General features: G+C 65.9%; 20 protein-coding genes and 1 pseudogene. 9 read left to right on the top strand and 12 right to left on the bottom strand.

Going from position 1 to position 24,569, the window contains the following annotated elements; genetic code table 11:
• The first annotated feature begins 367 nt into the window (after window positions 1-367).
• The 7 genes from BM222_RS30745 (at window position 368) to trxA (ending at window position 12,927) form a co-directional block, all read left to right on the top strand.
• Window positions 368-2,872 carry a PAS domain-containing sensor histidine kinase gene (locus BM222_RS30745; RefSeq protein ID WP_092236735.1) on the top strand — a complete coding sequence of 835 codons (2,505 nt, stop codon included), beginning with the start codon at window positions 368-370 and terminating at the stop codon, window positions 2,870-2,872.
• Window positions 2,869-4,389 carry a tRNA (adenosine(37)-N6)-threonylcarbamoyltransferase complex ATPase subunit type 1 TsaE gene (gene tsaE, locus BM222_RS30740; protein ID WP_092236732.1) on the top strand — a complete coding sequence of 507 codons (1,521 nt, stop codon included), beginning with the start codon at window positions 2,869-2,871 and terminating at the stop codon, window positions 4,387-4,389. Before BM222_RS30745 ends, tsaE begins: the two co-directional genes overlap by 4 nt.
• An 88-nt stretch (window positions 4,390-4,477) precedes the next feature.
• Window positions 4,478-4,795, top strand: coding sequence for a PilZ domain-containing protein (locus BM222_RS30735; RefSeq protein ID WP_092236729.1), 318 nt, complete (start codon window positions 4,478-4,480; stop codon window positions 4,793-4,795).
• Between the two features lie 125 nt (window positions 4,796-4,920).
• On the top strand, window positions 4,921-5,643 hold the full coding sequence (locus BM222_RS30730; RefSeq protein WP_092236726.1) for a nucleotidyltransferase family protein: 723 nt from the start codon (window positions 4,921-4,923) through the stop codon (window positions 5,641-5,643).
• Between the two features lie 247 nt (window positions 5,644-5,890).
• A complete protein-coding gene (gene addB / locus BM222_RS30725; protein WP_092236716.1) occupies window positions 5,891-9,037 on the top strand; it encodes a double-strand break repair protein AddB in 3,147 nt (1,048 codons plus the stop codon).
• Entirely contained in the window at window positions 9,031-12,540 is a 3,510-nt protein-coding gene (addA, locus tag BM222_RS30720; protein ID WP_177243570.1) for a double-strand break repair helicase AddA, read from the top strand. Before addB ends, addA begins: the two co-directional genes overlap by 7 nt.
• 66 nt (window positions 12,541-12,606) lie before the next feature.
• Window positions 12,607-12,927, top strand: coding sequence for a thioredoxin (gene trxA, locus BM222_RS30715; protein ID WP_007598398.1), 321 nt, complete (start codon window positions 12,607-12,609; stop codon window positions 12,925-12,927).
• A 74-nt stretch (window positions 12,928-13,001) separates the two neighbouring features.
• Here the strand turns inward: trxA and BM222_RS30710 are convergent, their stop codons facing one another.
• On the bottom strand, window positions 13,002-13,457 hold the full coding sequence (locus BM222_RS30710; RefSeq protein WP_092236713.1) for a MarR family winged helix-turn-helix transcriptional regulator: 456 nt from the start codon (window positions 13,455-13,457) through the stop codon (window positions 13,002-13,004).
• A complete protein-coding gene (locus BM222_RS30705) occupies window positions 13,454-13,879 on the bottom strand; it encodes an SRPBCC family protein (protein WP_092236712.1) in 426 nt (141 codons plus the stop codon). Before BM222_RS30705 ends, BM222_RS30710 begins: the two co-directional genes overlap by 4 nt.
• Window positions 13,880-13,991: 112 nt before the next feature.
• On the opposite strand from BM222_RS30705, the pseudogene BM222_RS42445 reads away from it, so the two are divergent.
• Window positions 13,992-14,102: pseudogene (locus BM222_RS42445) on the top strand (ATP-dependent DNA ligase); the annotation flags it as partial.
• Between the two features lie 28 nt (window positions 14,103-14,130).
• On the opposite strand, the gene BM222_RS30700 reads toward BM222_RS42445, so the two are convergent.
• From BM222_RS30700 to trpA, 4 genes are all read right to left on the bottom strand, one after another.
• A complete protein-coding gene (locus BM222_RS30700) occupies window positions 14,131-14,874 on the bottom strand; it encodes a metallophosphoesterase family protein (RefSeq protein ID WP_092236709.1) in 744 nt (247 codons plus the stop codon).
• A 121-nt stretch (window positions 14,875-14,995) separates the two neighbouring features.
• The gene (locus BM222_RS30695; RefSeq protein ID WP_092236693.1) at window positions 14,996-16,339 is read right to left on the bottom strand and encodes a bifunctional folylpolyglutamate synthase/dihydrofolate synthase; all 1,344 of its coding nucleotides are present in this window, start codon (window positions 16,337-16,339) and stop codon (window positions 14,996-14,998) included.
• Window positions 16,336-17,277: an acetyl-CoA carboxylase, carboxyltransferase subunit beta gene (gene accD / locus BM222_RS30690; protein WP_092236692.1), complete on the bottom strand. Its 942-nt coding sequence runs from the start codon at window positions 17,275-17,277 to the stop codon at window positions 16,336-16,338. Before accD ends, BM222_RS30695 begins: the two co-directional genes overlap by 4 nt.
• Window positions 17,278-17,449: 172 nt before the next feature.
• Window positions 17,450-18,286 carry a tryptophan synthase subunit alpha gene (trpA, locus tag BM222_RS30685; protein ID WP_092236691.1) on the bottom strand — a complete coding sequence of 279 codons (837 nt, stop codon included), beginning with the start codon at window positions 18,284-18,286 and terminating at the stop codon, window positions 17,450-17,452.
• A gap of 72 nt (window positions 18,287-18,358) precedes the next feature.
• On the opposite strand from trpA, the gene BM222_RS30680 reads away from it, so the two are divergent.
• Window positions 18,359-18,565: a DUF559 domain-containing protein gene (locus BM222_RS30680; protein WP_092236680.1), complete on the top strand. Its 207-nt coding sequence runs from the start codon at window positions 18,359-18,361 to the stop codon at window positions 18,563-18,565.
• Window positions 18,566-18,584: 19 nt separating this feature from the next.
• On the opposite strand, the gene trpB is transcribed toward BM222_RS30680, so the two are convergent.
• The 6 genes from trpB to rpsA form a co-directional block, all read right to left on the bottom strand.
• Window positions 18,585-19,802, bottom strand: a complete 1,218-nt coding sequence (trpB, locus tag BM222_RS30675; protein ID WP_092236677.1) for a tryptophan synthase subunit beta — start codon at window positions 19,800-19,802, stop codon at window positions 18,585-18,587.
• Window positions 19,799-20,458, bottom strand: a complete 660-nt coding sequence (locus BM222_RS30670) for a phosphoribosylanthranilate isomerase (protein ID WP_092236659.1) — start codon at window positions 20,456-20,458, stop codon at window positions 19,799-19,801. Before BM222_RS30670 ends, trpB begins: the two co-directional genes overlap by 4 nt.
• Before the next feature lie 65 nt (window positions 20,459-20,523).
• Window positions 20,524-20,916: a lipopolysaccharide assembly protein LapA domain-containing protein gene (locus BM222_RS30665; RefSeq protein WP_092236652.1), complete on the bottom strand. Its 393-nt coding sequence runs from the start codon at window positions 20,914-20,916 to the stop codon at window positions 20,524-20,526.
• A gap of 72 nt (window positions 20,917-20,988) precedes the next feature.
• The gene (locus tag BM222_RS30660) at window positions 20,989-21,294 is read right to left on the bottom strand and encodes an integration host factor subunit beta (protein ID WP_007598410.1); all 306 of its coding nucleotides are present in this window, start codon (window positions 21,292-21,294) and stop codon (window positions 20,989-20,991) included.
• Between the two features lie 182 nt (window positions 21,295-21,476).
• Window positions 21,477-22,457 carry a signal peptide peptidase SppA gene (gene sppA / locus BM222_RS30655; protein WP_092236648.1) on the bottom strand — a complete coding sequence of 327 codons (981 nt, stop codon included), beginning with the start codon at window positions 22,455-22,457 and terminating at the stop codon, window positions 21,477-21,479.
• 183 nt (window positions 22,458-22,640) lie between these two features.
• A complete protein-coding gene (rpsA, locus tag BM222_RS30650) occupies window positions 22,641-24,347 on the bottom strand; it encodes a 30S ribosomal protein S1 (protein ID WP_177243569.1) in 1,707 nt (568 codons plus the stop codon).
• Window positions 24,348-24,569: the final 222 nt, after the last annotated feature.

Below are 24,569 nucleotides of genomic sequence, written 5' to 3'. Positions count from 1 at the left end.
CGAAGTTGGCTTCACCTCGCCCGCTTGCGGGAGAGGTCGGCGCAAAGCGCCGGGTGAGGGTTCTCTCCTCTAGGGGATTGTCCCGATGGGGAGAGAGCCCTCTCCCCAGCCCTCCCCCGCAAGCGGGGGAGGGAGCGCACCGTCATCGTGGCACGCAACCCGCCCAGCACGCTAATCCGCGATGACTCCACCCGAATCACCCGCAGAATGACTGTGACTGGAACCCCGCGCTCCGCATTTTTTTGGGACCGTGTTTGCGTTCACGATCTGGACTCTTACCGCTGGAGTCCCCGGGAGGGTATTGTCGTTTGATTCGCGCGCGACGGGGGTCGCCGCGCGCGTCAATTCGTGCGGTCTTGGGGCAACTATGTCAGGCGTGATCGTGTCGATGCGTCGGACGCTGCTGTCGTGCACATCCTTGGCGCGGAACAGCTTGTTGGGGGGCGCTCTCGCAGCGCTACTGCCGGCTGAGCCGGCTGATGCCGCCGACCTCGTCGACACACTCTCGATATTGCTGGATTTCAACCGGCAGGAACTCGCGGTGCTCGCCACCGCGCTGGCTCTGCTCGGTTTCACGGTCGTGGCCGCAATCCTCTTGATGCGCACGCGCGTCCGCACTGCGAAGAACGAAGCGGCGTTGCTTGGGCGAATCAGGGAACTTCAGCTGCAGGCCGACCGCTTGGGTGCGCTGCTGTTCGCCGAACCGCAGATCCTGATCTCCTGGCCCGCCGGCGACGATCGCGCACAGATCTCGGGTGACATTTCCATGGTGCTGCCGCGCGATTCGTCGCCGCAGCGCGTGCTCGCCTTTGGAACCTGGCTGCCGCCGGAACCGGCGCTGCAGATGGATCACGCCGTCGATGGCTTGCGCGAACGCGGCGACGGCTTCCAGCTCACGCTGAGCACGGCCAACGGCCATACGCTGGAAGCGCTCGGCCGCGCCATCGGCGGCCAGGCCATCGTCCGGATCCGCGAACTCTCCGGCTTGCGGCGCGATCTGGCCGAAACCAACCTGCGCTTCAGGGCGCTCTCCGACGAAACCGAGATGCTGCGCGGTTTCGCCACTGCCGCGCCGTGGCCGATCTGGGCCAAGGGCGAGAACGGCGCGCTGACTTTCGCCAATCCGGCCTATGTGCGCGCCACGGAAGCGACCAGCATCACCGATGCCCAGGAGCGCAAGCTCGAGCTGCTCGACAGCGCCGACCGCGCCGCCATGGAGCGCAGCCTGAAGGAGGCAGCTCATTTCACCTCGCGCCTGCCGATCGTGACCGGCGGCGAGCGGCGCATGTACGACGTGCGCGCCGTCAATGTCGGTAGTGGCAGTGTCGGCGTCGCGATCGATGCCAGTGAGGCGGATGCACTGAGCGCGGCGCTGGTGCGGATGGCGGAGGCGCATCGCCGTACGCTCGACCAGCTCTCGTCAGGCGTTGCCGTGTTCGACGGCCAGCGGCGCCTCGCCTTCTACAACGATTCCTACCGGCGGCTGTGGGACCTCGACCGCAGCTTCCTCGACGCCCAGCCTGACGATTCCAGTGTGCTCGACCAGCTCCGCGCCGCGCGCAAATTGCAGGAGCAGCCTGATTTCCGCGCCTGGAAGGCCAAGCTGCACGAGGCCTATCGCGCGGTCGAGACCGCCAAGGACACCTGGTACCTGCCCGACGGCCGCGCCCTCTCCGTCGTCACCACGCCGAATCCCGAAGGCGGCGTCACCTATCTGTTCGACGACGTCACCGCGAGCCTCGAGCTCGCCCGCCGCTTCGACGGCATGATCCGGGTCCAGCGCGAGACGCTGGACAGCCTCGCCGAGGGCGTCGCCGTGTTCGGCAGCAACGGCAGGGCACAGCTGTTCAATCCGGCCTTCCTGCGGATGTGGAAGCTGTCGAACGATTCGATGCGCGAGCAGCCGCATATCCAGACGGTCGAGAGCTGGTGTCATCAGCTGTTCGACGACCCCGTGGTCTGGCGCCAGATCCGCGAGGCCATCACCTCGATCGAGAACCGCGCCGACGTGCCGCTGAAGCTGGAGCGCAAGGATGGCAGCGTGCTCGACGGCATGATCCGTCCGCTGCATGACGGCGCGACCATGCTGACCTTCCTCGACATCACCGACACCGAGAATGTCGAGCGCGCGCTACGCGAGCGCAACGAGGCGCTGGAGGCGGCCGACCAGATGAAGGTGGACTTCGTCCATCACGTCTCCTACGAGCTGCGCTCGCCGCTCACCACCATCATCGGCTTCGCGCATTTCCTCAGCGACCCCTCGACCGGACCGCTGACGCCGAAGCAGGCCGAATATCTCGACTACGTCACCAAATCGACCAATGCGCTGCTGGCACTGACCAACAACATCCTCGATCTCGCCACCATCGATGCCGGCGCGATGAAGCTGGAGCTCGGCCCGGTCGACGTCAGCAAGACCATCGAGCTCGCCGCCGAAGGCATCCAGGACCGCCTCGCCACCGACCGCATCCGCCTCAAGGTCGAGATCGCCCCCGACGTCGGCAGCTTCGTCGGCGACGAGAAGCGCGTGGTGCAGGTGCTCTATAACCTGCTTGCGAATGCCGTCGGCTTCTCGCCGCAGGATTCCACCGTCGGGATCAGCGCGCGCCGCACCGATCGCAGCGTGGTCTTCATTGTGACAGATTCCGGACCTGGAATACCCGCCGACATGAAGGACAAGGTGTTCAACTGGTTCGAAAGCCGCTCCCAGGGCTCGCGTCATCGCGGCGCCGGGCTCGGATTGTCGCTCGTGCGCTCCTTCGTCGAGCTGCATGGCGGCAAGGTGCGGGTGGATTCGGTCGTCGGCAAGGGCACGGTCGTGATCTGCGACTTCCCGACCGACCAGGCGGCGCACCGCGACGCCGCCGAATGAGCGAACCGACCACATTCTCCGTCGCGCTCCTCAACGAGACGGCCACCGCGCAATTGATGGCCGATCTCGCGCTGCTGGTCGGCCCGGGCGACACCATCACGCTGACAGGTGATCTCGGCGCCGGCAAGACCGCCGCGGCCCGCAGCCTGATCCGCTATCTCGCCGGCGACGACGAGCTGGAAGTGCCGAGCCCGACCTTCACGCTGGTGCAGAGTTACGAGCTGCCGGCATTTCCGGTGATGCACGCCGATCTCTATCGCGTCGAGGACGAGAGCGAGCTCGAGGAGATCGGGCTCTCGCCGCTGCCGGAGGCGACGCTGGCGCTGATCGAATGGCCCGAGCGCGCGCCGTCGGCGATGCCCGCCGACCGCATCGATATCGCGCTGACGCACCGCCCGGCGCTGGGCGCGAACGCGCGGGCCGCCGACATCACCGGCCATGGCAGGGCCGCCGTCGTCGTCGCGCGGCTGAAGACCTTGCGCGAATTCCTGGACGCCGCCGGGTACACGGATGCGACGCGCAAGCGCATGCCCGGCGACGCCTCGACACGCTCCTATGCGCGGCTGATCCGCGACGACGGCGTCGTCATCCTGATGAACTCGCCGCAACGCGGCGATGGCGCGGCGATCTACAACGGAAAGTCCTACAGCGCCGCGGTGCATCTGGCCGAGAACGTCAAATCCTTCGTCGCCATCGACGAAGGCTTGCGCGCGGCAGGAATCTCGGCGCCCGCGATCCATCATTGCGACCTCGAGCACGGCTTTCTGATCTCGGAAGATTTCGGCAGCGAAGGCGTGATCGAAGGCGATCCGCCGCGCCCGATCGCCGAGCGCTACGAAGCCGCAACCGACGTGCTGGCCGTGCTGCACGGCAAGACGCTGCCGGAGACGCTGCCGCTGGATGGGCAGACCTACACCATTCCCGCTTTCGACACCGAGGCGCTGCTGATCGAGATCGGGTTGATGGTGGAATGGTATCTGCCCGATCGCAACGCGCCCCTGAGCGACGGGGCGCGCGCGGAATTTTTTGCGATGTGGCGCGAGCTCTTGAAGAGGCCGCTGGCCGCGCCGAAGACCTGGATCATCCGCGACTATCACTCGCCGAATCTGATCTGGCTTGCCGATCGTAGCGGCTTGGCGCGTGTCGGCGTGATCGACTTCCAGGACACCGTGCTCGGGCCGCACGCCTATGACGTGGTGTCGCTGCTGCAGGATGCGCGCATCGACGTGCCTGAGACCCTCGAGCTGACGCTGCTGTCGCGCTACATCAAGGCGCGCCGGGCAGGCGATGCGAGCTTCGATCCGGCCGGCTTTGCCGAGCTCTATGCCATCATGTCGGCGCAGCGCAACACGCGCCTGCTCGGCACCTTCGCCCGGCTCAATCGCCGCGACGGCAAGCCGCATTACCTGCGTCACCAGCCGCGGATCTGGACCTATCTCCAGCGCTCCCTGGCGCACCCGGCGCTCGAACATTTGCGCGGCTGGTATCTCGCCAACGTCCCGCCGCCGCGATCCTGAGTGGGAGCGGTTTACCGGCTGTTAGCCATCACACCGGTATCATCGCCCGCGGGCAGCCGGACGAATACGGGGGCTGGAGCAAGGGCAGATGGCGGTCAAGACGGACCAGCGCGGGAGCAACCGGGTTGTTTTCGAACGCGGGATTTCGGCCCAGATGATGGGCATCGACGGCACATGGCGGCGCGAATGCACCATGGAGGACGTCTCCGAGACCGGCGCCAAGCTGACCATCGACGGTTCGGTCGAAGGTCTGCACCTGAAGGAATTTTTCCTGCTGCTGTCGTCCACCGGGTTGGCGTACCGGCGCTGCGAACTGGCCTGGGTGAATGGCGACCAGATCGGTGTCAATTTCCTCAAGCCAGGTGACAAGAAGAAAAAGGCGCGTTCCACAGCCGTCGGGGCGTGAGGGCAACACACGTCGTACAACCGTCACGGCGGGTGGCTAAGGCGGTCGAGAGGCGGTGCGGCCCATCCGTGATCGTGCTAGGGTTGCTGCAAACGCCAATTCAGAGGTTTCGAGAAAGCTTGGGGATGTCCGTCAAACCGACCAAAGCCATGGTGCTCGCCGCAGGGTTCGGCCTGCGCATGCGGCCGCTGACGGACAAGATGCCGAAGCCGATGGTGCCGGTGGCCGGCCAGCCGCTGCTCGACCACGTGCTCGACAAGCTCGGTCGCGCCGGTGTCACCGAGGCGGTCGTCAATGTGCACTATCTGCCCGACCAGATCATCAATCACACCGCAACGCGCCAGCATCCGCACGTGACGATCTCGGACGAGCGCGACCAGGTGCTCGGCACCGGCGGCGGCGTGGTCAAGGCGCTGCCGCTGCTCGGCGATGCGCCGTTCTTCCACGTCAATTCCGACACGCTGTGGATCGACGGCGTGCGGTCCAATCTGACGCGGCTCGCGGAAAACTTCGATCCCGCACGCATGGACATCCTGCTGCTGATGGCGCCGACCGCGACCAGCATCGGCTATAGCGGTCGCGGCGATTACGGCATGCTGCCCGACGGCGCCTTGCGTAAGCGCAAGGAAAAAGAGATCGTTCCGTTCGTCTATGCTGGCGCGGCCATCCTGTCGCCGACGATCTTCGACGGCGCACCGCAAGGCGAGTTCTCGCTGACCAAGATGTTCGACCGCGCCAACGAGCAGGAGCGCCTGTTTGGCCTCCGCCTCGACGGCGTCTGGATGCATGTCGGCACGCCCGATGCCGTGCACGCCGCGGAAGAGGCGTTTTTGGAGAGCGTGGCGTAAAGACGGTGCCGTAGGGTGGGTTAGCCCTGCGACCGCGCAAAGCGCGGTTCGCACGGCGTAACCCACCTCTTTTGTTTTCCGCAGCGACAGACGTGGTGGGTTACGCCAGCGGACTGCGCTTTGCGCAGCCGCCGTCTAACCCACCCTACGAACCTCGCCTCGCGAACACCGGGGACGACTGCTGCCCCACCCATGACCATTCGAGCGCGCCTCCCTATATTGCCTCATCGTTCGAATCAGGCAGCCCATGCGCGTTTTCAGCGTTCCCCTCTCAGTTCCGTTCCTGCGCACGATCGTGGCAAGCCTGCTCGACGGCCGGCTGGTCGACGGATTCGAGGCGCGCAAGGAACCGGCGCGGCTGGCGGATGCCACGCTCTATCTGCCGACGCGGCGCGCCATGCGCGTCGTCCGCGAGATATTTCTCGACGAGATGGCGGCGGACGCCGTGGTGCTGCCGCGCATCGTCGCGCTGGGGGACATCGACGAGGACGAGCTCGCTTTCGCGGAGGAGGGCGAACAGTTTTCCGGTGCGACGCCGCTCGACATTCCGCCGCGGCTCGGCGAGCTCGAACGGCGGCTGACGTTGGCGCAGCTGGTCGCGGCGTGGGCCAAGGGCCCGGTGCTGGCGCCGTTGGTGGTCGGCGGCCCCGCCTCGACGCTGGCGCTGGCCGGCGACCTCGCCCGCCTGATCGATGACATGGTGACGCGCGGCGTCGAATGGAGCAAGCTCCGAGGACTGGTGCCAGATCAGCTCGATCGATATTGGCAGCATTCCCTCCAGTTTCTGAACATCGCCAGCGAGACATGGCCGAACCATCTCGCCGAGATCAACCGGATCGAGCCCGCGGCACGGCGCGATTTGCTGATCGCGGCGGAAGCGAAGCGCCTCACCGCGCATCTCCACGGGCCCGTGATCGCGGCAGGCTCGACCGGCTCGATGCCCGCCACCGCAAAATTCCTCCACGCGGTGGCCTCGCTGCCGCATGGCGCGGTGGTGCTGCCGGGCCTCGACACCGATCTCGACGACGATTCCTGGCGCAGCATCGGGGGGGTGCGCGATTCGCTCGGCAAGTTCGCGGAGCATCCGGCGTCGAACCATCCGCAATATGCCATGCATGCGCTGCTGGATCGTTTCGGCATCAAGCGTGGCGACGTCGAGATTCTCCAGCCGCCCGCCGAAGACGGCCGCGACCTGCTGGCATCCGAATCGATGCGGCCTTCGGCGAAGACCGAAGTCTGGCACGACCGGCTCAAGCGACCGGATGTCGCGGCAAGGATATCAGGCGGGATGAAAAATCTCGCGGTGGTCGAAGCACCAAACCCTGAAATGGAAGCGCTCGCGATCGCCGTTGCCATGCGCGAGGCGCGGCATCTGGACAAATCGGCGGCGCTGGTGACCCCCGACCGCGCGCTGGCGCGACGGGTGATGGCCGCGCTGACGAGATGGAATCTCGCTTTTGATGATTCCGGCGGCGACGTGCTGATGGAAACCGCCGCCGGTGTGTTTGCCCGCCTCGCGGCGGAAGCCGCAACCAAGGGACTGGAGCCGCCGACGCTGCTGGCGGTGCTGAAACATCCAATGTCCCGGCTCGGCCGCGCAAGGGGTGCATGGAAGGCCGCGATCGAAGACCTCGAGCTTGCGGTGTTGCGCGGGACACGCCCTCCCGCGGGCACCACCGGTCTTTTGCGCGAATTCGATCGCTTCCGTGAAGAACTGACGAAGCTTCGGCGCGGCGAAGCCTCCGCGCTGCACAAGGCCGAGCCGCGCGCCCGTCTCAAGGCCGAGGATCTCGACCGCGTCCGGGCGCTGATCGAGGCGTTACGACAGGCCTTGGCGCCGATCGAGAGCCTGGCATCATCAAAACCGTTCGACTTCGCCGAGCTCGCGCACCGGCATCGCGAGATCATGATCGAGCTGTCGCGCGACGAGCAGGGCATTCCGCTCGCGTTCGAGGAGCGCGAAGGCCTCGCGCTCGCCAGCGCCTTCGACGATCTCCTGCGCGGCGGCACGACCAGCGGGCTCATGGTGACGCTGCCCGATTATGCCGAGACGTTCCAGACCGCGTTCAGTGATCGCGCGGTGCGACGACGCGACAAGCCCGGCGCGCGCCTGCAGATCTACGGCCCGCTGGAATCGCGCCTGATGCAGGCCGACCGCATCATCGTCGGGGGACTGATCGAAGGCGTCTGGCCGCCGGCGCCGCGCATCGATCCCTGGCTCAGCCGGCCGATGCGGCACGAGCTCGGCCTCGACCTGCCGGAACGCCGCATCGGGCTCTCCGCCCACGACTTCGCGCAGCTGCTCGGCGGCGACGAGGTGATCCTCAGCCATTCCGCCAAGGCCGGCGGCGCGCCGGCGGTGGCCTCGCGCTTCCTGCACCGGCTGGAGGCGGTCGCCGGCGACGAGCTCTGGAAAGCGGCTGTCCGCGCCGGCGAAAAATACGTGCAATTCGCGGCCGCGCTGGACCAGCCCGCCGAGGTCAAGCCGATCAAGCAGCCCGAGCCGCGCCCGCCGCGCGCGACACGGCCGCTGAGAATGTCGGTCACCGCGATCGAGGACTGGCTGCGCGATCCCTACACGATCTACGCCAAGCACATCCTGCGGCTCGACGCGCTGGACCCCGTCGACATGCCGCTGTCGGCGGCGGATCGCGGCTCGGCGATCCACGAGGCGCTCGGCGAGTTCACCGAGACTTTCGCCGCACATCTGCCTCCCGATCCCGCCCGCATGCTGCGCGCGATCGGCGAGAAGCATTTTGCGCCGCTGATGGAGCGGCCCGAAGCGCGCGCGCTGTGGTGGCCACGCTTCCAGCGCATCGCGCACTGGTTCGGCGAATGGGAGATCGCGCGCCGCGATGCGATCGAGGCGATCACGGCAGAGACCCACGGCGAGATCTCGATCCCGCTCGACCACGGGCGCAGCTTCCGCCTCTCCGCCCGCGCCGACCGCATCGAGCGGCGCCAGGGCGGCGGTTACGCCATCCTCGATTACAAGACCGGCCAGCCGCCGACCGGCAAGCAGGTCCGCATGGGCCTGTCGCCACAGCTGACGCTGGAGGCCGCGATCCTGCGCGAGGGCGGCTTTCCCGACATCGATGCCGGCGCGTCGGTGAGCCAGCTCGTCTATGTCCGCCTGAGCGGCAACAATCCGGCGGGCGAGGAACGCATCCTCGAGCTCAAATACAAGCAAGGCGATGAGCCGCAGCCGCCGGACGCCGCAGCCGCCGAAGCGCGGGCCAAGCTGGAGGCGCTGATCCGCGCCTTCGAGGACGAGAACCAGCCCTACACCTCGCTGAACCTGCCGATGTGGACCAACCGCTACGGCGCCTATGACGATCTGGCCCGGATCAAGGAATGGTCCGCGGCCGGCGGCCTGGGGATCGAGGAATGGTGAAGCTGCCCCGTCCCATCCCCGACGAGGTGCGCGCGCGGCAGCAGCGTGCGTCCGATCCGACCGCTTCCGCCTTCGTGTCGGCCAACGCGGGCTCGGGCAAGACCCATGTGCTGGTGCAGCGGGTGATCCGGCTGCTGCTGGCGGGCGTGCCGCCGGAAAAGATCCTCTGCATCACCTTCACCAAGGCCGCCGCCGCCAACATGGCCGAGCGTGTGTTCACCACGCTTGGCCATTGGGTGACGCTTGACGACGCCGGACTCGATGCCGCGATCCGCGCCGTCGGCATCCCGCATCCCAATGCAAAGCTGCGCCGCGAAGCGCGAAAGCTGTTCGCCTGCGCGCTGGAAACGCCTGGCGGCTTGAAGGTGCAGACCATCCATGCGCTGTGCACCCGCCTGCTCCAGCAATTCCCGTTCGAGGCCAATGTACCGGCGCGGTTCGCCGTGATGGACGACCGCGACCAGTCCGACATGATGGAGCGCGCCAATCTGAAGGTATTGCTGGAGGCCGCGCGCGATCCGGACAGCCTCACCGGCCGCGCGCTGCTGACCGCAATGGCGAGCGCCGCCGACGTGACGTTCAAGGAGGTCGTGCGCGAAGCGTGCCTGAGCCGCGACCATTTCATGGCCTGGACCGATGAAGCCGGCAACGCAGGCGCGGCAGCCGAGCAGATGGCGGCCGTGCTGGGCGTCGATGCGGGCGACCGCATCGACGATGTCGAGGCCGAGATTCTCGACGGCCCTTATTTGCCGCGCTCACGCTGGGACGACATCGCCTTTGCGCTGGAGGACGGCAGCAAGTCCGACAACGACCAGGCGAGCCGGCTCCGCGAGGCAAAAGCATTTTCCGGCGCGGCGCAGGTCGACGCTTACCTCGGCGTCTTCCTCACCGACGAAAAGCTGCCGCGCAAGGCCGTCCTGACCAAGAAGTTCGGCGAGCACAATCCGTCCGTCGCGCGCCTGTTCGAGAACGAGGCATCGCGCCTTTGTGGGTTGATCGAGAAACGCCGCGCGGTGACCATGCGCGACCGCACTGCGGCTCTGCTGCATATCGCGACCGCCGCCGCCGCAAACTACCGGCGCGAGAAGCAGGAACGCGGGCTGCTCGACTACGACGACCTCATCGACAAGACCCTGGCGATGCTCGACCGCATCTCCTCGGGCTGGGTGCATTACAAGCTCGACCGCGGCGTCGATCATGTGCTGATTGACGAGGCCCAGGACACCAGCCCGCGGCAATGGGACATCGTCGCGCACATCATCTCGGAATTCACCGCCGGAGAAGGCGCGCGCGGGGGGCTGAACCGCACGGTGTTCGCCGTCGGCGACGAGAAGCAGTCGATCTTCTCGTTCCAGGGCGCAGCGCCCCACGAGTTCGATGCGCGCCGGCGCGAGCTGCACCGCAAATTCACCGCGGCCGGGCTGAAATTCGATCCGGTTGCCTTCACCTATTCGTTCCGCTCGGGCGCGGCGATCCTGCACTCGGTCGACCACGTCTTCCGCGAGCCCGCGATCTACAAGAGCATTCACTCGGTCGAGATCGGCCACCCCCTGCACAATGCGCTCGCCGATGCCGGCCCCAGCGTGATCGAGCTTTGGGACCTCGCCGAAGCCGACGACCGGCAGGAGATCGAGGGTTGGCGCGCGCCGTTCGACGGCGTTGCCGTCACCAGTCCCGAAGTAAAACTCGCCCGCCGCATCCAGGCCGAGATCAAGCGGCTGGTCGAGAGCGGCACGCTGACGGGACACGAAGGCGAACGTCGTCCCTTACGTTACGGCGACATGCTGATCCTGGTGCGCCGGCGCGGCAATGCCTTCGACGCGGTGATCCAGGCGCTGAAGCACGCCGGCGTCCCCGTCGCCGGTGCCGACCGGCTGAAGCTGACCGAACACATCGCGATCATCGACCTGATGAATCTCGCCGACGCGCTGCTGCTGCCGCAGGACGACCTCGCCCTCGCCGTGGCGCTTAAGAGCCCGCTGTTCGGTCTCGATGACGACGATCTCTTTACGCTTGCCCATGACCGCAAGGGACCGCTGCGCCGGGCGCTCGGCGAGCACGCCGCGGACAACGAAAAATTCGCGGCCGTGCTGCGGCGCCTGGAAGCTTGCGAGAGTCGCGCCCGCGAGGAGACGCCGTTCGCCTTCTATGCGTGGCTGCTCGGCGGCGATGGCGGTCGCGCGCGCATCCTGCGCCGGCTCGGCCATGAGGCCAATGACGCGCTCGACGAGTTTCTGGAGCTGGCGCTGAATTGCGAGCGCAAGGCACCGGCTTCGCTGCAGGGCTTCATGGCCTGGCTGCGTTCGGCCGACACCGAGGTGAAGCGCGACATGGAGATTTCGCGCGACGAGGTGCGCGTGATGACGGTGCACGGCGCCAAGGGCCTGGAAGCGTCCGTCGTGTTCATGGTCGACACCACGTCGTCGCCCGCGGACTCGCAGCGTGTCAGGCTGATCCACGTGCCGCGCGGCAATGGCGGCAAAGTCGTGGTCTGGGCCGGGCGCAAGGCTGATGATCCCAAGCCGGTCGCCGACGCGCGCAAGGCGATGCTGGAGGAGACCGAGGACGAATATCGCCGCCTGCTCTATGTCGCGATGACGCGCGCGGCCGACCGGCTGGTCGTCGGCGGCTGCCTGCCGGGCAACATGCGCACGGTCCGCAAACTGAGCTGGTACGACCTCATCGACACCGGGCTCACTGGCTCGGGCCTGGACAAGCAGACGATCGAGACGCCGCTCGGCAAGGTAACCCGCTTCACCCGGCCGGAAGACGTCGCAGCGCTCGGCACGCCGGCGACTTCCGTCGACCACACGGTCACGCTGCCGGATTGGCTGCGAACACCGGCGGCGCAGGAGACGGTCGACGACGATCCGGTGCGCCCGTCCGGCCAGCAGGCCGAGCAAGGCCGCAGTGTGCGACCAGGCGAATCGGTGCAGTCGCGCGCGCTGGCGCTCCAGCGCGGCACGCTGGTACACCGGTTGCTGCAATCCCTCCCTGATATCGCCATTGAGCGGCGGCGTTCGGCCGCGCTTGGATTCATGGCCCGCAATGCCGCCGACTGGACGGAGGCCGATTGTGCCGCGCTGGCCGACAGAGTGCTCGCCCTGATCGCCGAGCCGCGCTTCGCAGCCGTCTTTGCCGCCGGCAGCCGGGCGGAGGCCGCCATCGTCGGCCGGCTGGAGCGGCCGGGCCGTGCCCCGGCGCTGGTGTCGGGACAGATCGACCGGCTGGTGGTGACGCCGGCCGAGGTTCTGATCGTCGATTTCAAGACCAACCAGACCGCGCCCAAGAGCGCGGCCGAAGCGCCCGCCGCTTATGTCAGGCAGCTTGCACTGTACCGGGCGGTGCTATCGCGGCTTTATCCCCAAAAGCCCATCAGAGCCGTCCTGCTCTGGACCGAGGCCCTTGAATATATGGAGATTTCAGCCCCCGCGCTGGACGCGGCGCTGGCATCCCTTCATCTCGGTGTGAGCGTCCTTGACCCGGCAAGGGGCCGTTCATAGGTTGACGGCATGATCCCGGGCGCGATTCCCATGCGCGCCGATCTTTCAACCGAGTGAGGTACTCCAATGGCCGTTGGCAAGGTTTCTGACACCGATTTCGAAGCCGAGGTGCTCAAGGCGAACGGCCCCGTCGTCGTCGATTTCTGGGCCGAATGGTGCGGCCCCTGCCGCATGATCGCACCCGCACTCGACGAGATCGCCGGCGCGATGGGCGACAAGGTCAAGATCGTGAAGCTCAACGTCGACGAGAGCCCGAAGACCGCGTCGAAATACGGCGTGATGTCGATCCCGACCCTGATGATCTTCAAGGGCGGCGAGATGGCCTCCCGCCAGGTCGGCGCCGCACCGAAGGCGAAGCTGCAGCAGTGGATCACCTCCGCGGTCTGATCCACGTCACGAGCCCCAGGGAATTCTGCAGCGGCCGGCGAATAGCCGGCCGTTTGTCTTGCCGTAGCATCGACTCACTCATTGCCCTCGACGAGCGCCTGGAACATCGCAACCAGCCGCTTGGTATCGGACCCCAACGGCTCAAAGAACGCGGCGTCGGCCTCCTCGACCGCCACGACCGCCTTGCGGGCAACGTCGCGGCCAGCCTTGGTGACCGAAATGGCCTTGGCGCGCGGATCGTCGGGGTGGTCGACCCGCTGGATCAGCCGTGCTGCTTCCAGCGCCCGCAGCACCTGCGATGTCGTCATGGGATCGACGCCGCAGAGCTGGGCGAGCCGTGCCTGAGTCAGCGTCTCGGACGCGGCGAACCACGTCGCCGTCGCCAGCAGCACGAATTGGGAATGGGTGAGCTCGTAGGGCTGAAGCGCCGCCCGCTGCCGCCGCTGCCACGCGTTCGAGATCTTCCAGAGCAGGTAGCCCGGGCTTTCAGCGGGGCCGGACAGACGGGTCGGCAGCGGTGGCTTCGTCATCGCGTCCCTTCAGCCAGTTTGGCAAGGCTCGCCAGCACCTCGGGGAAGTCGGCGGAAACCGCCGCGCCGATCTCGGCGGCCCCGGGCCCCCAGGCGTCGACGGCGTAGACAATTCGCGTCCGCGCCGGCCCGAGCGGCTCGATGCGATGCGCGACAAGAATGGCGAGGTCGCCGACCCGCGTTTCGTCGACGAAGCAGACATTCTCGCGAACATCGACCAGTTGCGAGCGCAGCGCCTCCTCGCCGGGCGGTTTCATGCTGAACCAGGTGCCTGATGCAAAAGGCCCATCGATGTCGATCTGCTCGATGCCCGCGTTCCAGTTTTTCCAGGCGGGGACATCGCGAAAGATGCCCCAGATCGTCTGCGCGGACGCGCTCGTCTCGATGGCGTATTCCGTCTTCCAGGTGGTTTCGTCACTCATGGCCCCGGTCTCCTGTATTCAGTAAGCGCCCATATAATAAGCGCACATATGATACGGTCAAGACGCCTCGGAGCAAAGGTGCGTGCCCGGCGTTGAAGCGCATGTCGCGTGTCCAGGAGGCTTCAGCGGCAAGGCACCGGGTGGGCCAAGCCGATGGTCGACCGAGCGCTCGGCCAAATGGTGTCCACTGCCGCCGAAGCTGGGGATCGAAGTTTGTTATGAACCCAGCTGACCGAGCCCGGTTTCACCATTCACGAGCTGATCCACCCCGTCGCCAGTGCGTTCGCGAGCTCGGGCTGATTGTTGCGGCGGGCCAGTGCGGCCATCGTCTCGTGATCGTACGAGATCTGGCGGAACGTCACCTGCCAGGCGCCGTCAATGCGTTCGAGAATGGCGTAGCGCGCGTGCGGCGTGCCGGCCTCGACGACATGCGGGAACGGATGCACGTCGCGATAGCCGGGGCTGCCGACACTGCCGGGATTGACGATCATGCGGCCATCGCGAAGCCTCACGGCGCGGGCGAGGTGGGTGTGGGCGCAAAGGATCAGCGATTGCGTGATGCCTTGCGCGAACTGCTCGATCCGGTCCAGCGGCGACAGCGCGACCGTGCCGTCAGGGTGCACCGCATCGAGCCAATAGACCTCGTCATCGTCGGGCGTCGCGTGACAGAGGAAGACCTCGTCACGGAACAAACGCGTCATCGGTTGCGCGCGCAGCCAGTCGAGCTGCGTCGCAGTGAGCTGCGCATGCGCCGGGCGATCCCAGGAGCCCATCTTCTCCGGTGCGCGATCGAGCAGATAGCGATCATGATTGCCGAGCACATGCATGGTGTCGAGCGGCATCAGGATCTCGATGGTGCGCCGCGCGTCGAGCGGGCCGCTCAGCATGTCGCCGAGATTGACGATGTCCGAGATGCCGAGCGCGCGAATGTCTGATAGCACCGCCTCCAGCGCGAGATAGTTTCCGTGGACGTCGGCAATCGCAGCAAAGCGCATTGTTGCTCTCCCCTCTCTCGTGCCCCGGACGCGGCGCAGCGCGCAGTGATGCACCGCGGAGCCGGGGCCCATGCGGCTTCTGGGTCCCGGCTCGCGCTTCGCGCGTGCGGGACACGAGCGCTTATGCAGGAGGCGTGCCGTTGAGGCCCAGAACGTGCCCGGCGAGATAGAGCGAGCCTGTTATGAGGATGCGCGGCGGCACCTCGTAGGCGAGCTTCGACAAGGCGCGCAGCGCGGCCTCGATGCCGGGCGCGATCTCGACGCGCATGCCGAGGCTGCGCACGGCATCCGCAAGGCGGTCCACCGGCATGGCGTTTTCCGCATCGGGAATCGGCACGGCGATGATGTGACGGGTGAGACCGGCGAAATTGGCGAGAAACGCCTGCGCGTCCTTATTGGCCATCATGCCCGCGATCACGACCAGCGGTCGCGACACCCGCTCTTCGAGATCGCCGAGCGCGGCGGCGGCGACGCGGCCCCCTTCGGCATTGTGCCCACCATCGAGCCAGATCTCGCTGCCCTGCGGACCGAGAGCGAGCAGCTCACCCGAAGTGAGGCGCTGCATCCGCGCCGGCCATTCGGCACCGACGATACCGGCTTCGAACGCCGCCTGATTGACCCTGAACGCCTTGACCGCGCGCAGCGTCGCGATCGCAAGACCGGCATTGTCGAACTGATGGCGGCCGAACAGGCGCGGCGCGGCGAGATCCATCAGGCCCTGCTCGTCTGAATAGACCAGGCGCCCATGCTCGACGTTGACGTGCCAGCTTTCGTTCGCGGTAAACAGCGGCGCGCGCATGCACTTGGCCTGCGCCTCGATCACGGCCATCGCCTCTGGCGACTGCTCGGCGCAAATCACGGGCACGCCATGCTTGATGATTGCGGCCTTCTCGGTGGCGATCGACGCCAGCGTGTCGCCGAGGAAATCCATGTGGTCCATGCTGACAGGCGTGATCACGGAGGCCGCAGGCATGTCGACCACATTGGTCGAATCGAGCCGGCCGCCGAGGCCGACTTCGAGCAGAACCGCATCGGCAGGATTTTGCGCGAACAAGAGGAACGCCGCCGCGGTCTTGAGTTCGAACACTGTCGCGGACTCGCCCGCATTGACGCGCTCGACCTCTTCCAGCGCCGCGCGCAATTCATCGTCGGAGACGAGCACGCCGCCGCCGGCGCGGCCGAGCCGGAAACATTCGTTGATCCGGACCAGATAGGGCGAGGTGTAGGCGTGGACGCGCAGGCCAGCGGCCTCCAGCGTCGCGCGCAGATAGGCCACCGTCGAGCCCTTGCCGTTGGTGCCGGCGACATGGATGACCGGCGGCAGCTTGCGTTCGGGGTGGCTGAGCCGCTCGAGCAGGCGGTACATCCGCTCCAGCCCGAGATCAATGCGCTTGTGATGCAAGGCCGACAACCGCCCGATCACCTCATCGAGCGACTTCTTTGTGCTGTCCGACGGCGCGTTCACGCGTGTGGCGCAGCCGGCGCCGTTTCAGCCGCCGAGACGATCTGCGCCGGGCTGACGACAGGCTGCGTCGGCCTGGACGCGTTCTCACGCGCCGGCGCTCTGGTCAGCAGGCGGCAAAGCCGCGCCAGGGTCGGACGCAGTTCATGGCGATGCACGACCATGTCGACCATGCCGTGCTCTTTGAGATACTCGGCGCGCTGGAAACCCTCGGGGAGCTTCTCGCGGATGGTCTGCTCGATCACGCGCGCGCCAGCAAAGCCAATGAGCGCGCCGGGCTCGGCGATCTGGACGTCGCCGAGCATCGCATAGGATGCCGTGACGCCGCCGGTGGTCGGGTTGGTCAGCACCACGATGTAGGGTTGCTTGGCTTCGCGCAGCATCTGCACGGCAACCGTGGTGCGCGGCATCTGCATCAGCGACAGGATGCCTTCCTGCATGCGCGCACCGCCTGAGGCGGCGAACACGATGAAGGGCGACTTCTTCTCGACCGCAAGCTCGAGCCCGCGCACGAGGGCCTCGCCTGCGGCCATGCCGAGCGAGCCGCCCATGAAATCGAAATCCTGCACGGCGACGACGACACCAGCGCCTTCGAGCTTGCCGTAGCCAACCTTGACCGCATCGTTCAGATTGGTGCGGGCACGCGCATCCTTGATGCGATCGACGTACTTCTTCTCGTCGCGGAATTTGAGCGGATCCGGCGTGACATCGGGCAAGGCCACGTCGAACCAAGTCTCGTTGTCGAAGATCGACTTCAGCCGCGCCACAGCGCCCATGCGCATGTGGTAGTTCGAGCCGGGGATGACGAACTGGTTGGCCTCGACGTCCTTGTAGAACACGAGCTGTCCCGAATCCGGGCACTTGATCCACAAATTCTCCGGCGTCTCCCGCCGCAGCATGTTGCGGATCTTCGGCCGGACCACATTGGTAAGCCAGTTCATGGTTTGCTCCGATGTGCTGACCCGCTGGGGGCCGCCTGAAGAGATATATGGCGGCCGGGCCGTTACCCGGCAAGCCGCCGTGTCGTCCGCGTTAGAGCACGATCCGGAAAAGTGTGAAGCGGTTTTCCGACAAGATCATGCTCAAACAAAAAAGCCAAAGCGGAATTATGGCCTATTCGGCCGCCTGTTTCGCAGCCCTGACGCCCTGGGCCAGGGCCGCCGTCAGCTCAGCCACGGCGTTAACGGTCTTGGCGGTCGCCCGCCCTTCCGCATCGAGACTGTTCTTGAGCGCATCGACCAGCGCGGTGCCGACCACCGAGCCATCGGCCTTCTCGGCAATGGCGCGCGCCGCCTCCGGCGTGCGGATACCAAAACCAACGCAGATCGGCAGCTTGGTATGCTGCTTGATGCGGGCGACAGCTTGCCCGACGGTATTGGAGTCCGCGGCCGCTGCACCGGTGATGCCGGCGATGGAGACGTAATAGACAAACCCCGATGTGTTCGCGAGCACCGCGGGCAGGCGCTTGTCGTCGGTGGTCGGGGTCGCCAGGCGAATGAAGTTCAGCCCCGCCTTCAGCGCGGGAATGCAGAGCTCATCGTCTTCTTCCGGCGGCAAGTCGACGATGATGAGGCCGTCAACGCCTGATGCCTTGGCATCAGCCAAAAACCTGTCGACGCCGTAAATGTAGATCGGATTGTAGTAACCCATCAACACCAGCGGCGTGATGTTGTCCTCCTTGCGGAAGTCGCGCACGAGATCGAGCGTCTTCTTCAAGGTCATGCCGACCTTGAGCGCGCGGAGCCCGGCAGCCTGGATCGACGGACCATCCGCCATCGGATCGGTGAAGGGAATGCCGAGCTCGATGATTTCGGCGCCTGATTTTGAGAGCGCCTTGACGATCTCGAGCGACGTCGCCGGATCGGGATCGCCGGCCATCACATAGGTGACGAAGGCCGCGCGGCCCTGCTTCTTGAGCTCGGCGAAACGGGTGTCGATACGCGTGGTCATGATTCGGCGGCCGCTGTGCTATACCTCTCCCCTCCGGGGAGAGGTCGGCTGCGAAGCAGCCGGGTGAGGGGGATGGAGAGGTTCAAGTCCAGAGCACGAAGGCTCCGCGAGTCCCAGACGAGCGCCGAAGCAAAGCTTTGGCAGGCGCTGCGCAACAGGCAGCTCGCCCGCTCGAAGTTTCGCCGCCAGCATCCGGTTGATCGATACGTCGTCGACTTCGTGACGCTGCACGGGAAGCTCATGCTGCGCAGCCGACCTCTCCCCGCCGGGGAGAGGTAAAGAGAGGGCGACGCGCGCCTCACTTGCTCTTGCCCTTCAGGATGTCGCCGACCTGGGGGACGTCCTTGTCGCCGCGGCCGGAGAGATTGACGACCATCAGGTGGTCTTTCGCCCGCTTCGGCGCGAGCTCCATCACCTTGGCGATGGCGTGGGCAGGCTCGAGCGCGGGGATGATGCCTTCGAGCTTCGAGAGTAGCTGGAATGCGGCGAGCGCTTCGTCATCGGTCGCGGAGAGATAATTGACGCGGCCGACCTCATGCAGCCAGGAATGCTCGGGGCCGATGCCGGGATAGTCGAGGCCGGCCGAGATCGAATGGGCGTCCTGGATCTGGCCATCGGCATCCATCAGCAGATAGGTGCGGTTGCCGTGCAGCACGCCGGGGCGGCCGCCCGCGATCGAGGCTGCATGCAGCTGCGTGAGCCCGTGGCCCGCGGCTTCGACGCCGAAGATCTCGACGGAGGGATCGTCGAGGAACGGGTGGAACAGGCCCATCGCGTTCGAGCCGCCGCCGATGCAGGCGACCAGCGAATCCGGCAGGCGGCCCTCGACCTCCTGCATCTGCGTCTTGGTCTCGACGCCAATGATGGACTGGAAGTCGCGGACCAGCGTCGGATAGGGATGCGGGCCCGCCACGGTGCCGATGCAGTAGAAGGTGTCGTGCACGTTGGTGACCCAGTCGCGCAGCGCCTCGTTCATCGCGTCCTTCAGCGTGCGCGTGCCCGACTGGACCGGGACCACCGTCGCGCCCAGCATCTCCATGCGGATGACGTTGGGCTGCTGCCGCTCGACGTCGACCGCGCCCATATAGACGACGCATTCGAGACCGAAGCGCGCGCACAGCGTCGCAGTGGCGACACCGTGCTGGCCGGCGCCTGTTTCGGCGATGATGCGCTTCTTGCCCATGCGCCGCGCCAGCATGATCTGGCCGAGCACATTGTTCACCTTGTGCGAGCCGGTGTGGTTGAGCTCTTCGCGCTTGAGGTAAATCTTGGCGCCGCCGAGATGCTCGGTGAGGCGTTCGGCGAAATAGAGCGGCGAGGGCCGGCCGACATAGTTCTTGAGATAGCCGTTCATCTCGGCCTGGAACGCCGGGTCGGCCTTGGCCGCGCTATAGGCCTTCTCCAGATCCAGGATCAGCGGCATCAGGGTTTCGGCGACGAAGCGTCCGCCGAAGATGCCGAAATGGCCGCGCTCGTCGGGCCCGCTGCGGTAGGAATTTGGTTTGGCGATGTTCATCGAACGCTCGACTCTTGGGTGGCGCGCGCGGCGCGAATGAAGGCTTTGATCAGCTCCGGATCCTTGACGCCCGGGGCGCTCTCGATCCCGGAGGACACATCGACGCCGCCGGCGCGAGTGACGCGGACGGCTTCCGCAACGTTGTCGACGTGAAGCCCGCCCGAAACCATGTAGGGCAGCTCCAGATCGAGATTTTCCAGCAGGTGCCAGTCGAACGGGGCGCCCAATCCGCCGGGACGGGTTGCGTCTTTCGGCGCGCGCGCGTCGAACAGCAGGCGGTCGGCGACTGCGGCGTAGCCAGGCAGGACGGCGAGATCGGAGGCTGATGCGACCGGCACGGCTTTCATCACCGGACGGCCGAACCTCTGCTTGATGTCGCGCAGCCGCGCCACGCTCTCTTGGCCGTGAAGCTGGAAGATATCGGGCGACAGCGCGTCCATGATGTTGTCGAGCGTGGCGTCGTCGGCGTCGACGGTGAGCGCCACTTTCTGCGCGCGTCCCTTCACCTGACGCCCGAGCTCACGCCCGGTCTGCAGCGACACATGCCGTGGCGACGGCGGAAAGAACACGAACCCCACCATGTCGGCACCCGCGTCGAGCGCCGTTTCGAGCGTCTCTGACGTGGACAGGCCGCAGATCTTGACGAGCAGGGACATGGTCTCAATGCAAATGGAGGCCGCAAATGGCGGCCAGGAAGCGGGCTTTTCGGTCGGGGCCGCTTCTACAACGTCGCGCGCTGCTTGTCTCGCCCGACAGGCCCATAAAGGCCCACCCCAGAGGGTACCGGGAGACGCTGGGCCTCGGGCTTGGCAGGAGCCGCCTGGGCCCGCAGATCGGCCAGCTCGACCCGGGCAGCCCGGGCATCCGCCTCATGCCGGCGCGCAGCGCGCCGCCAGTGCCGCTGGCCGAACCAGACGGCACAGCCGCCGACGATGACACCCAAGGCAGCCACCAGGATCAGGAGAAGGAACAACGGGACGGTGCGCGACAAGGCCGGATCAGCCGCCATGAAGGGATCAAACGAAACCGTGACCTCATGCCTGTTGGCGACCGCAAAGGTCACCAGGATCAGGGCCAGCGGAATCACGATCAGCGCGGTCAGGAACTTTCGCATCGCGAGCGCTCGTCTTGAATCAAGCTTGCTGCCGCATCGTTGCGGCCATCAGGTAAAGCCCGGACGGCAGCGTCAGTCCGGGGCGCCCGGATCCGGATGGTCCCGGTTGAGCCGCTCGCGCATTTCCTTGCCGGTCTTGAAGAACGGAACGCTCTTCTGATCGACAGGGACATGGGCGCCGGTGCGCGGATTGCGGCCGGCGCGCGCGGGGCGGTGCTTGACCGAGAAAGCGCCGAAGCCGCGCAACTCGACGCGGTCGCCGCGCGCGAGTGCCGCTACGATCTCCTCGAGAATCGCATTCACAATGTTCTCGACATCCCGCTGGTACAGATGCGGGTTGTGCTCGGCGATACGCTGAACAAGTTCGGATTTGATCATCGAGAGATAGGACCCGGAAGCGTGCGGATGACCATTTCCGTGAAAATGCCTTGATCTGTCAAGTCGCTAAATCAAGGCCCGGCGTCGTGAAAATGCGTGACAAATGCCGAAAAAACAGACTGCACAGCCACCCGCCGAACGGGAAAAAAGTCGCGGGCTCGCGTGGTTCCCAATTTTTTTGGTCAGTTCGACGCGGCCGGCTGCCACAAAGCCAGCATTCCATCCAGCCCGGCGCGATCCACCGCCTGCGCAACGCCGGTTTGCTCGATCTGATGCGCAATCGCGCTGAATCCAAGCGCTTCCAGCGTCACTGAGGCCGCCGCCTTGATGAACGGCAGGTCGCCAAAGCGCGGCTCGAGCTTGTAGTCGCGCACGGAAAGACCCTTCTTGACGCCCTTCTGTTCCTCGAGCCAGGTCACCGCGGTTTTCTCGTCGCCGAGCTGATCGATCAGCTTGAGATCGATCGCCTGGCGGCCGGTGAAGACGCGGCCATCGACCACTTTTTCGAGCTGCGTGTCATCCATGCCACGGCGCTGCTTCACCAGATCCTTGAACCAGGCATAGGAATCCTTCACCAGCGCATCCAGCGCGGCCCGGGCTTCCGGGCTGGTCGGCTCGTATCCATTGGGCGCGGCCTTCAGCGGCGTGGACTTCACCTCCTCGACCTTGACGCCGATCGTCTTCAACAGCTCGCTGAAATTGGGGAACTGGAACAGCACGCCGATCGAGCCCACCAGCGAGCTCTGCTGGGCGATGATGTGGTCGCTCGCGATCGCGGTGATGTAGCCGCCGGACGCCGCAAGACCTTCGACCACGACGACCAGCGGCTTCTTCGCCTTCAGCCGCGTCAGCGAGTCGTAGAGCTGCTCGGAGCCGGCGGTGGTGCCACCAGGCGAATTGACGTGAACGATGACGGCCGCAGCCTGCGAATTCTCCAGCCGCTCCAGCGCCCGCGTACGCTCGGCATCGCTGCGGATCAGGCCGTCGATCTGCACACGGGCGATGGCGCCGGCAGAGGCGAAAGTACCGCGCGCACCTGGCGTCGCGACCAGCGCAAAACCCGCGATCGCGGCGATCGCGATCAGCGCGGCCACCACGCGCCAGAACGTCAGCTTGCGGCGGATCCTGCGGCGATCGACGATGATGTCCGAATCGAGCGACATCGAGATATCTCCAGATGAAGGACCGCTTGCGTCGTGCCGTCACGACGTGATCAACGCCGGTCTGGATACACCAATTGCGGCGTAATTTGAAGAAAACAAGGCCCCGCGCGGCCCGTTGGGAGCCGCAACAAAAAAGCCCCGGCGCTGGCCGGGGCTTTGATGTCAGCAAAACGTGCGTTTCGCTTACTTGCTGTCGCGGTTCTTGAGCGCGGTGCCCAGGATGTCGCCGAGCGTCGCTCCCGAATCCGAGGAGCCGTACTGCGCGATGGCTTCCTTCTCTTCGGCGACTTCGAGCGCCTTGATCGACACCTGGACCTTGCGGGCCTTCTTGTCGAACTGGATCACGCGGGCATCGACCTTCTCGCCGACGGCAAAGCGTTCGGCGCGCTGGTCGTTGCGGTCACGCGCGAGCTCCGAGCGCTTGACGAAGGTGGTGAAATCGGTGCCGGCGATCTTCACCTCGATACCGCTTTCCTTCACTTCGAGCACTTCGCAGGTCACGACCGCGCCCTTCTTGACATCGCCCGGCTCGGCGAAGGGGTCGCCTTCGAGCTGCTTGATGCCGAGCGAGATACGCTCCTTCTCGACGTCCACATCGAGCACCACGGCCTTGACCATGTCGCCCTTCTTGTAGTTGTCGATCACCTGCTCGCCCGGAAGCTTCCAGTCGAGGTCGGAGAGGTGGACCATGCCGTCGACGTCGCCCTCGAGGCCGAGGAACAGACCGAACTCGGTCTTGTTCTTGACTTCGCCCTCGACCACCGAACCGGTCGGGTGACCTTCGACGAAGACCTCCCACGGGTTGCGCATGGTCTGCTTGAGGCCGAGCGAGATGCGGCGCTTGACGGAATCGACTTCCAGCACCTGCACGTCGACTTCCTGCGAGGTCGACACGATCTTGCCGGGGTGCATGTTCTTCTTGGTCCACGACATCTCGGAGACGTGGATCAGGCCTTCGATGCCCGGCTCGAGTTCGACGAACGCACCGTAGTCGGTGATGTTGGTGACACGGCCGGTGAAGCGGGCACCCAGCGGGTACTTGGCTTCGATGCCTTGCCACGGATCGTCCAGCAGCTGCTTCATGCCCAGCGAGATGCGGTGCGTCTCGTGGTTGATCTTGATGATCTTGACCTTCACGGTCTGGCCGATCGAGAGCACCTCGGTCGGGTGGTTGACGCGGCGCCACGCGATGTCGGTGACGTGCAGCAGGCCGTCGATGCCGCCGAGATCAACGAACGCACCGTAATCGGTGATGTTCTTGACCACGCCGTCGATGACCTGACCCTCTTCGAGGTTCTGCACCAGCTCCTGACGCTGCTCGGCGCGGGTCTCTTCGAGAACCGTACGGCGGGAAACGACGATGTTGCCGCGGCGGCGGTCCATCTTGAGGATCTGGAACGGCTGCGCGTTGTTCATCAGGGGCGCAACGTCGCGGATCGGACGGATGTCGACCTGCGAACGCGGCAGGAAGGCCACGGCGCCGTCGAGGTCGACGGTGAAGCCGCCCTTGACCTGGTTGAAGATGACGCCCGTGACCTTCTCGTTGTTCTGGAACGCCTTCTCCAGCTTGCCCCAGCTCTCTTCGCGGCGCGCCTTGTCGCGCGACAGCACGGCTTCGCCGAGGGCGTTTTCGATGCGGTCGAGGAACACTTCGACCTCGTCGCCAACCTTGATTTCGCTGTCACGGCCGGGGCCGGAAAATTCGCGCAGCGCAACGCGGCCTTCGGTCTTCAGGCCGACGTCGATGACGGCCATGTCCTTTTCAATTGCAACCACCTTGCCCTTGACGACGGAGCTCTCCTGCAGGTTGCCCCCTGCGAAGGACTCGTCGAGCATCGCGGCGAAATCGTCACGCGACGGGCTGTAGGTATCAGCGGAAGTCGAAGCCATTTGTTCTCCAGTTGCGGATGTCTTGCCGGCCGTTGGGTTCATGGGCGTATCGCGCGCGCAGTGTCGGAAGGTCCGCAAGACCTTCGAGCGACCGCTCGATGCTCGATCTTGCGACCGAAGCAGCGGAAGCGGGCCGGCTGGGCCCGCACGTTCGATACGTTGAAATCTGTTGTCCGGAGCCTGGATCGCGTCGACCCCAAACAGGGACCGAGAGTATCGACC

The organism is Bradyrhizobium sp. Gha, from assembly GCF_900113735.1.
Taxonomy (GTDB): Bacteria; Pseudomonadota; Alphaproteobacteria; order Rhizobiales; family Xanthobacteraceae; genus Bradyrhizobium.
This window is presented reverse-complemented; position numbering and strand designations above follow the sequence as displayed.

Bases quoted from the DNA above. Each gene is read 5' to 3' on its own strand.
- BM222_RS30705 (WP_092236712.1), bottom strand. From the start codon at position 13,879: ATGAGTGACGAAACCACCTGGAAGACGGAATACGCCATCGAGACGAGC.
- tsaE (WP_092236732.1), top strand. From the start codon at position 2,869: ATGAGCGAACCGACCACATTCTCCGTCGCGCTCCTCAACGAGACGGCC.
- BM222_RS30680 (WP_092236680.1), top strand. From the start codon at position 18,359: ATGGAGAGGTTCAAGTCCAGAGCACGAAGGCTCCGCGAGTCCCAGACG.
- addB (WP_092236716.1), top strand. From the start codon at position 5,891: ATGCGCGTTTTCAGCGTTCCCCTCTCAGTTCCGTTCCTGCGCACGATC.
- trxA (WP_007598398.1), top strand. From the start codon at position 12,607: ATGGCCGTTGGCAAGGTTTCTGACACCGATTTCGAAGCCGAGGTGCTC.
- BM222_RS30730 (WP_092236726.1), top strand. From the start codon at position 4,921: ATGTCCGTCAAACCGACCAAAGCCATGGTGCTCGCCGCAGGGTTCGGC.
- BM222_RS30660 (WP_007598410.1), bottom strand. From the start codon at position 21,294: ATGATCAAATCCGAACTTGTTCAGCGTATCGCCGAGCACAACCCGCAT.
- addA (WP_177243570.1), top strand. From the start codon at position 9,031: ATGGTGAAGCTGCCCCGTCCCATCCCCGACGAGGTGCGCGCGCGGCAG.
- BM222_RS30665 (WP_092236652.1), bottom strand. From the start codon at position 20,916: ATGCGAAAGTTCCTGACCGCGCTGATCGTGATTCCGCTGGCCCTGATC.
- sppA (WP_092236648.1), bottom strand. From the start codon at position 22,457: ATGTCGCTCGATTCGGACATCATCGTCGATCGCCGCAGGATCCGCCGC.
- trpB (WP_092236677.1), bottom strand. From the start codon at position 19,802: ATGAACATCGCCAAACCAAATTCCTACCGCAGCGGGCCCGACGAGCGC.
- BM222_RS30735 (WP_092236729.1), top strand. From the start codon at position 4,478: ATGGCGGTCAAGACGGACCAGCGCGGGAGCAACCGGGTTGTTTTCGAA.
- accD (WP_092236692.1), bottom strand. From the start codon at position 17,277: ATGAACTGGCTTACCAATGTGGTCCGGCCGAAGATCCGCAACATGCTG.
- BM222_RS30745 (WP_092236735.1), top strand. From the start codon at position 368: ATGTCAGGCGTGATCGTGTCGATGCGTCGGACGCTGCTGTCGTGCACA.
- BM222_RS30700 (WP_092236709.1), bottom strand. From the start codon at position 14,874: ATGCGCTTTGCTGCGATTGCCGACGTCCACGGAAACTATCTCGCGCTG.
- BM222_RS30670 (WP_092236659.1), bottom strand. From the start codon at position 20,458: ATGTCCCTGCTCGTCAAGATCTGCGGCCTGTCCACGTCAGAGACGCTC.
- rpsA (WP_177243569.1), bottom strand. From the start codon at position 24,347: ATGGCTTCGACTTCCGCTGATACCTACAGCCCGTCGCGTGACGATTTC.
- BM222_RS30710 (WP_092236713.1), bottom strand. From the start codon at position 13,457: ATGACGAAGCCACCGCTGCCGACCCGTCTGTCCGGCCCCGCTGAAAGC.
- trpA (WP_092236691.1), bottom strand. From the start codon at position 18,286: ATGACCACGCGTATCGACACCCGTTTCGCCGAGCTCAAGAAGCAGGGC.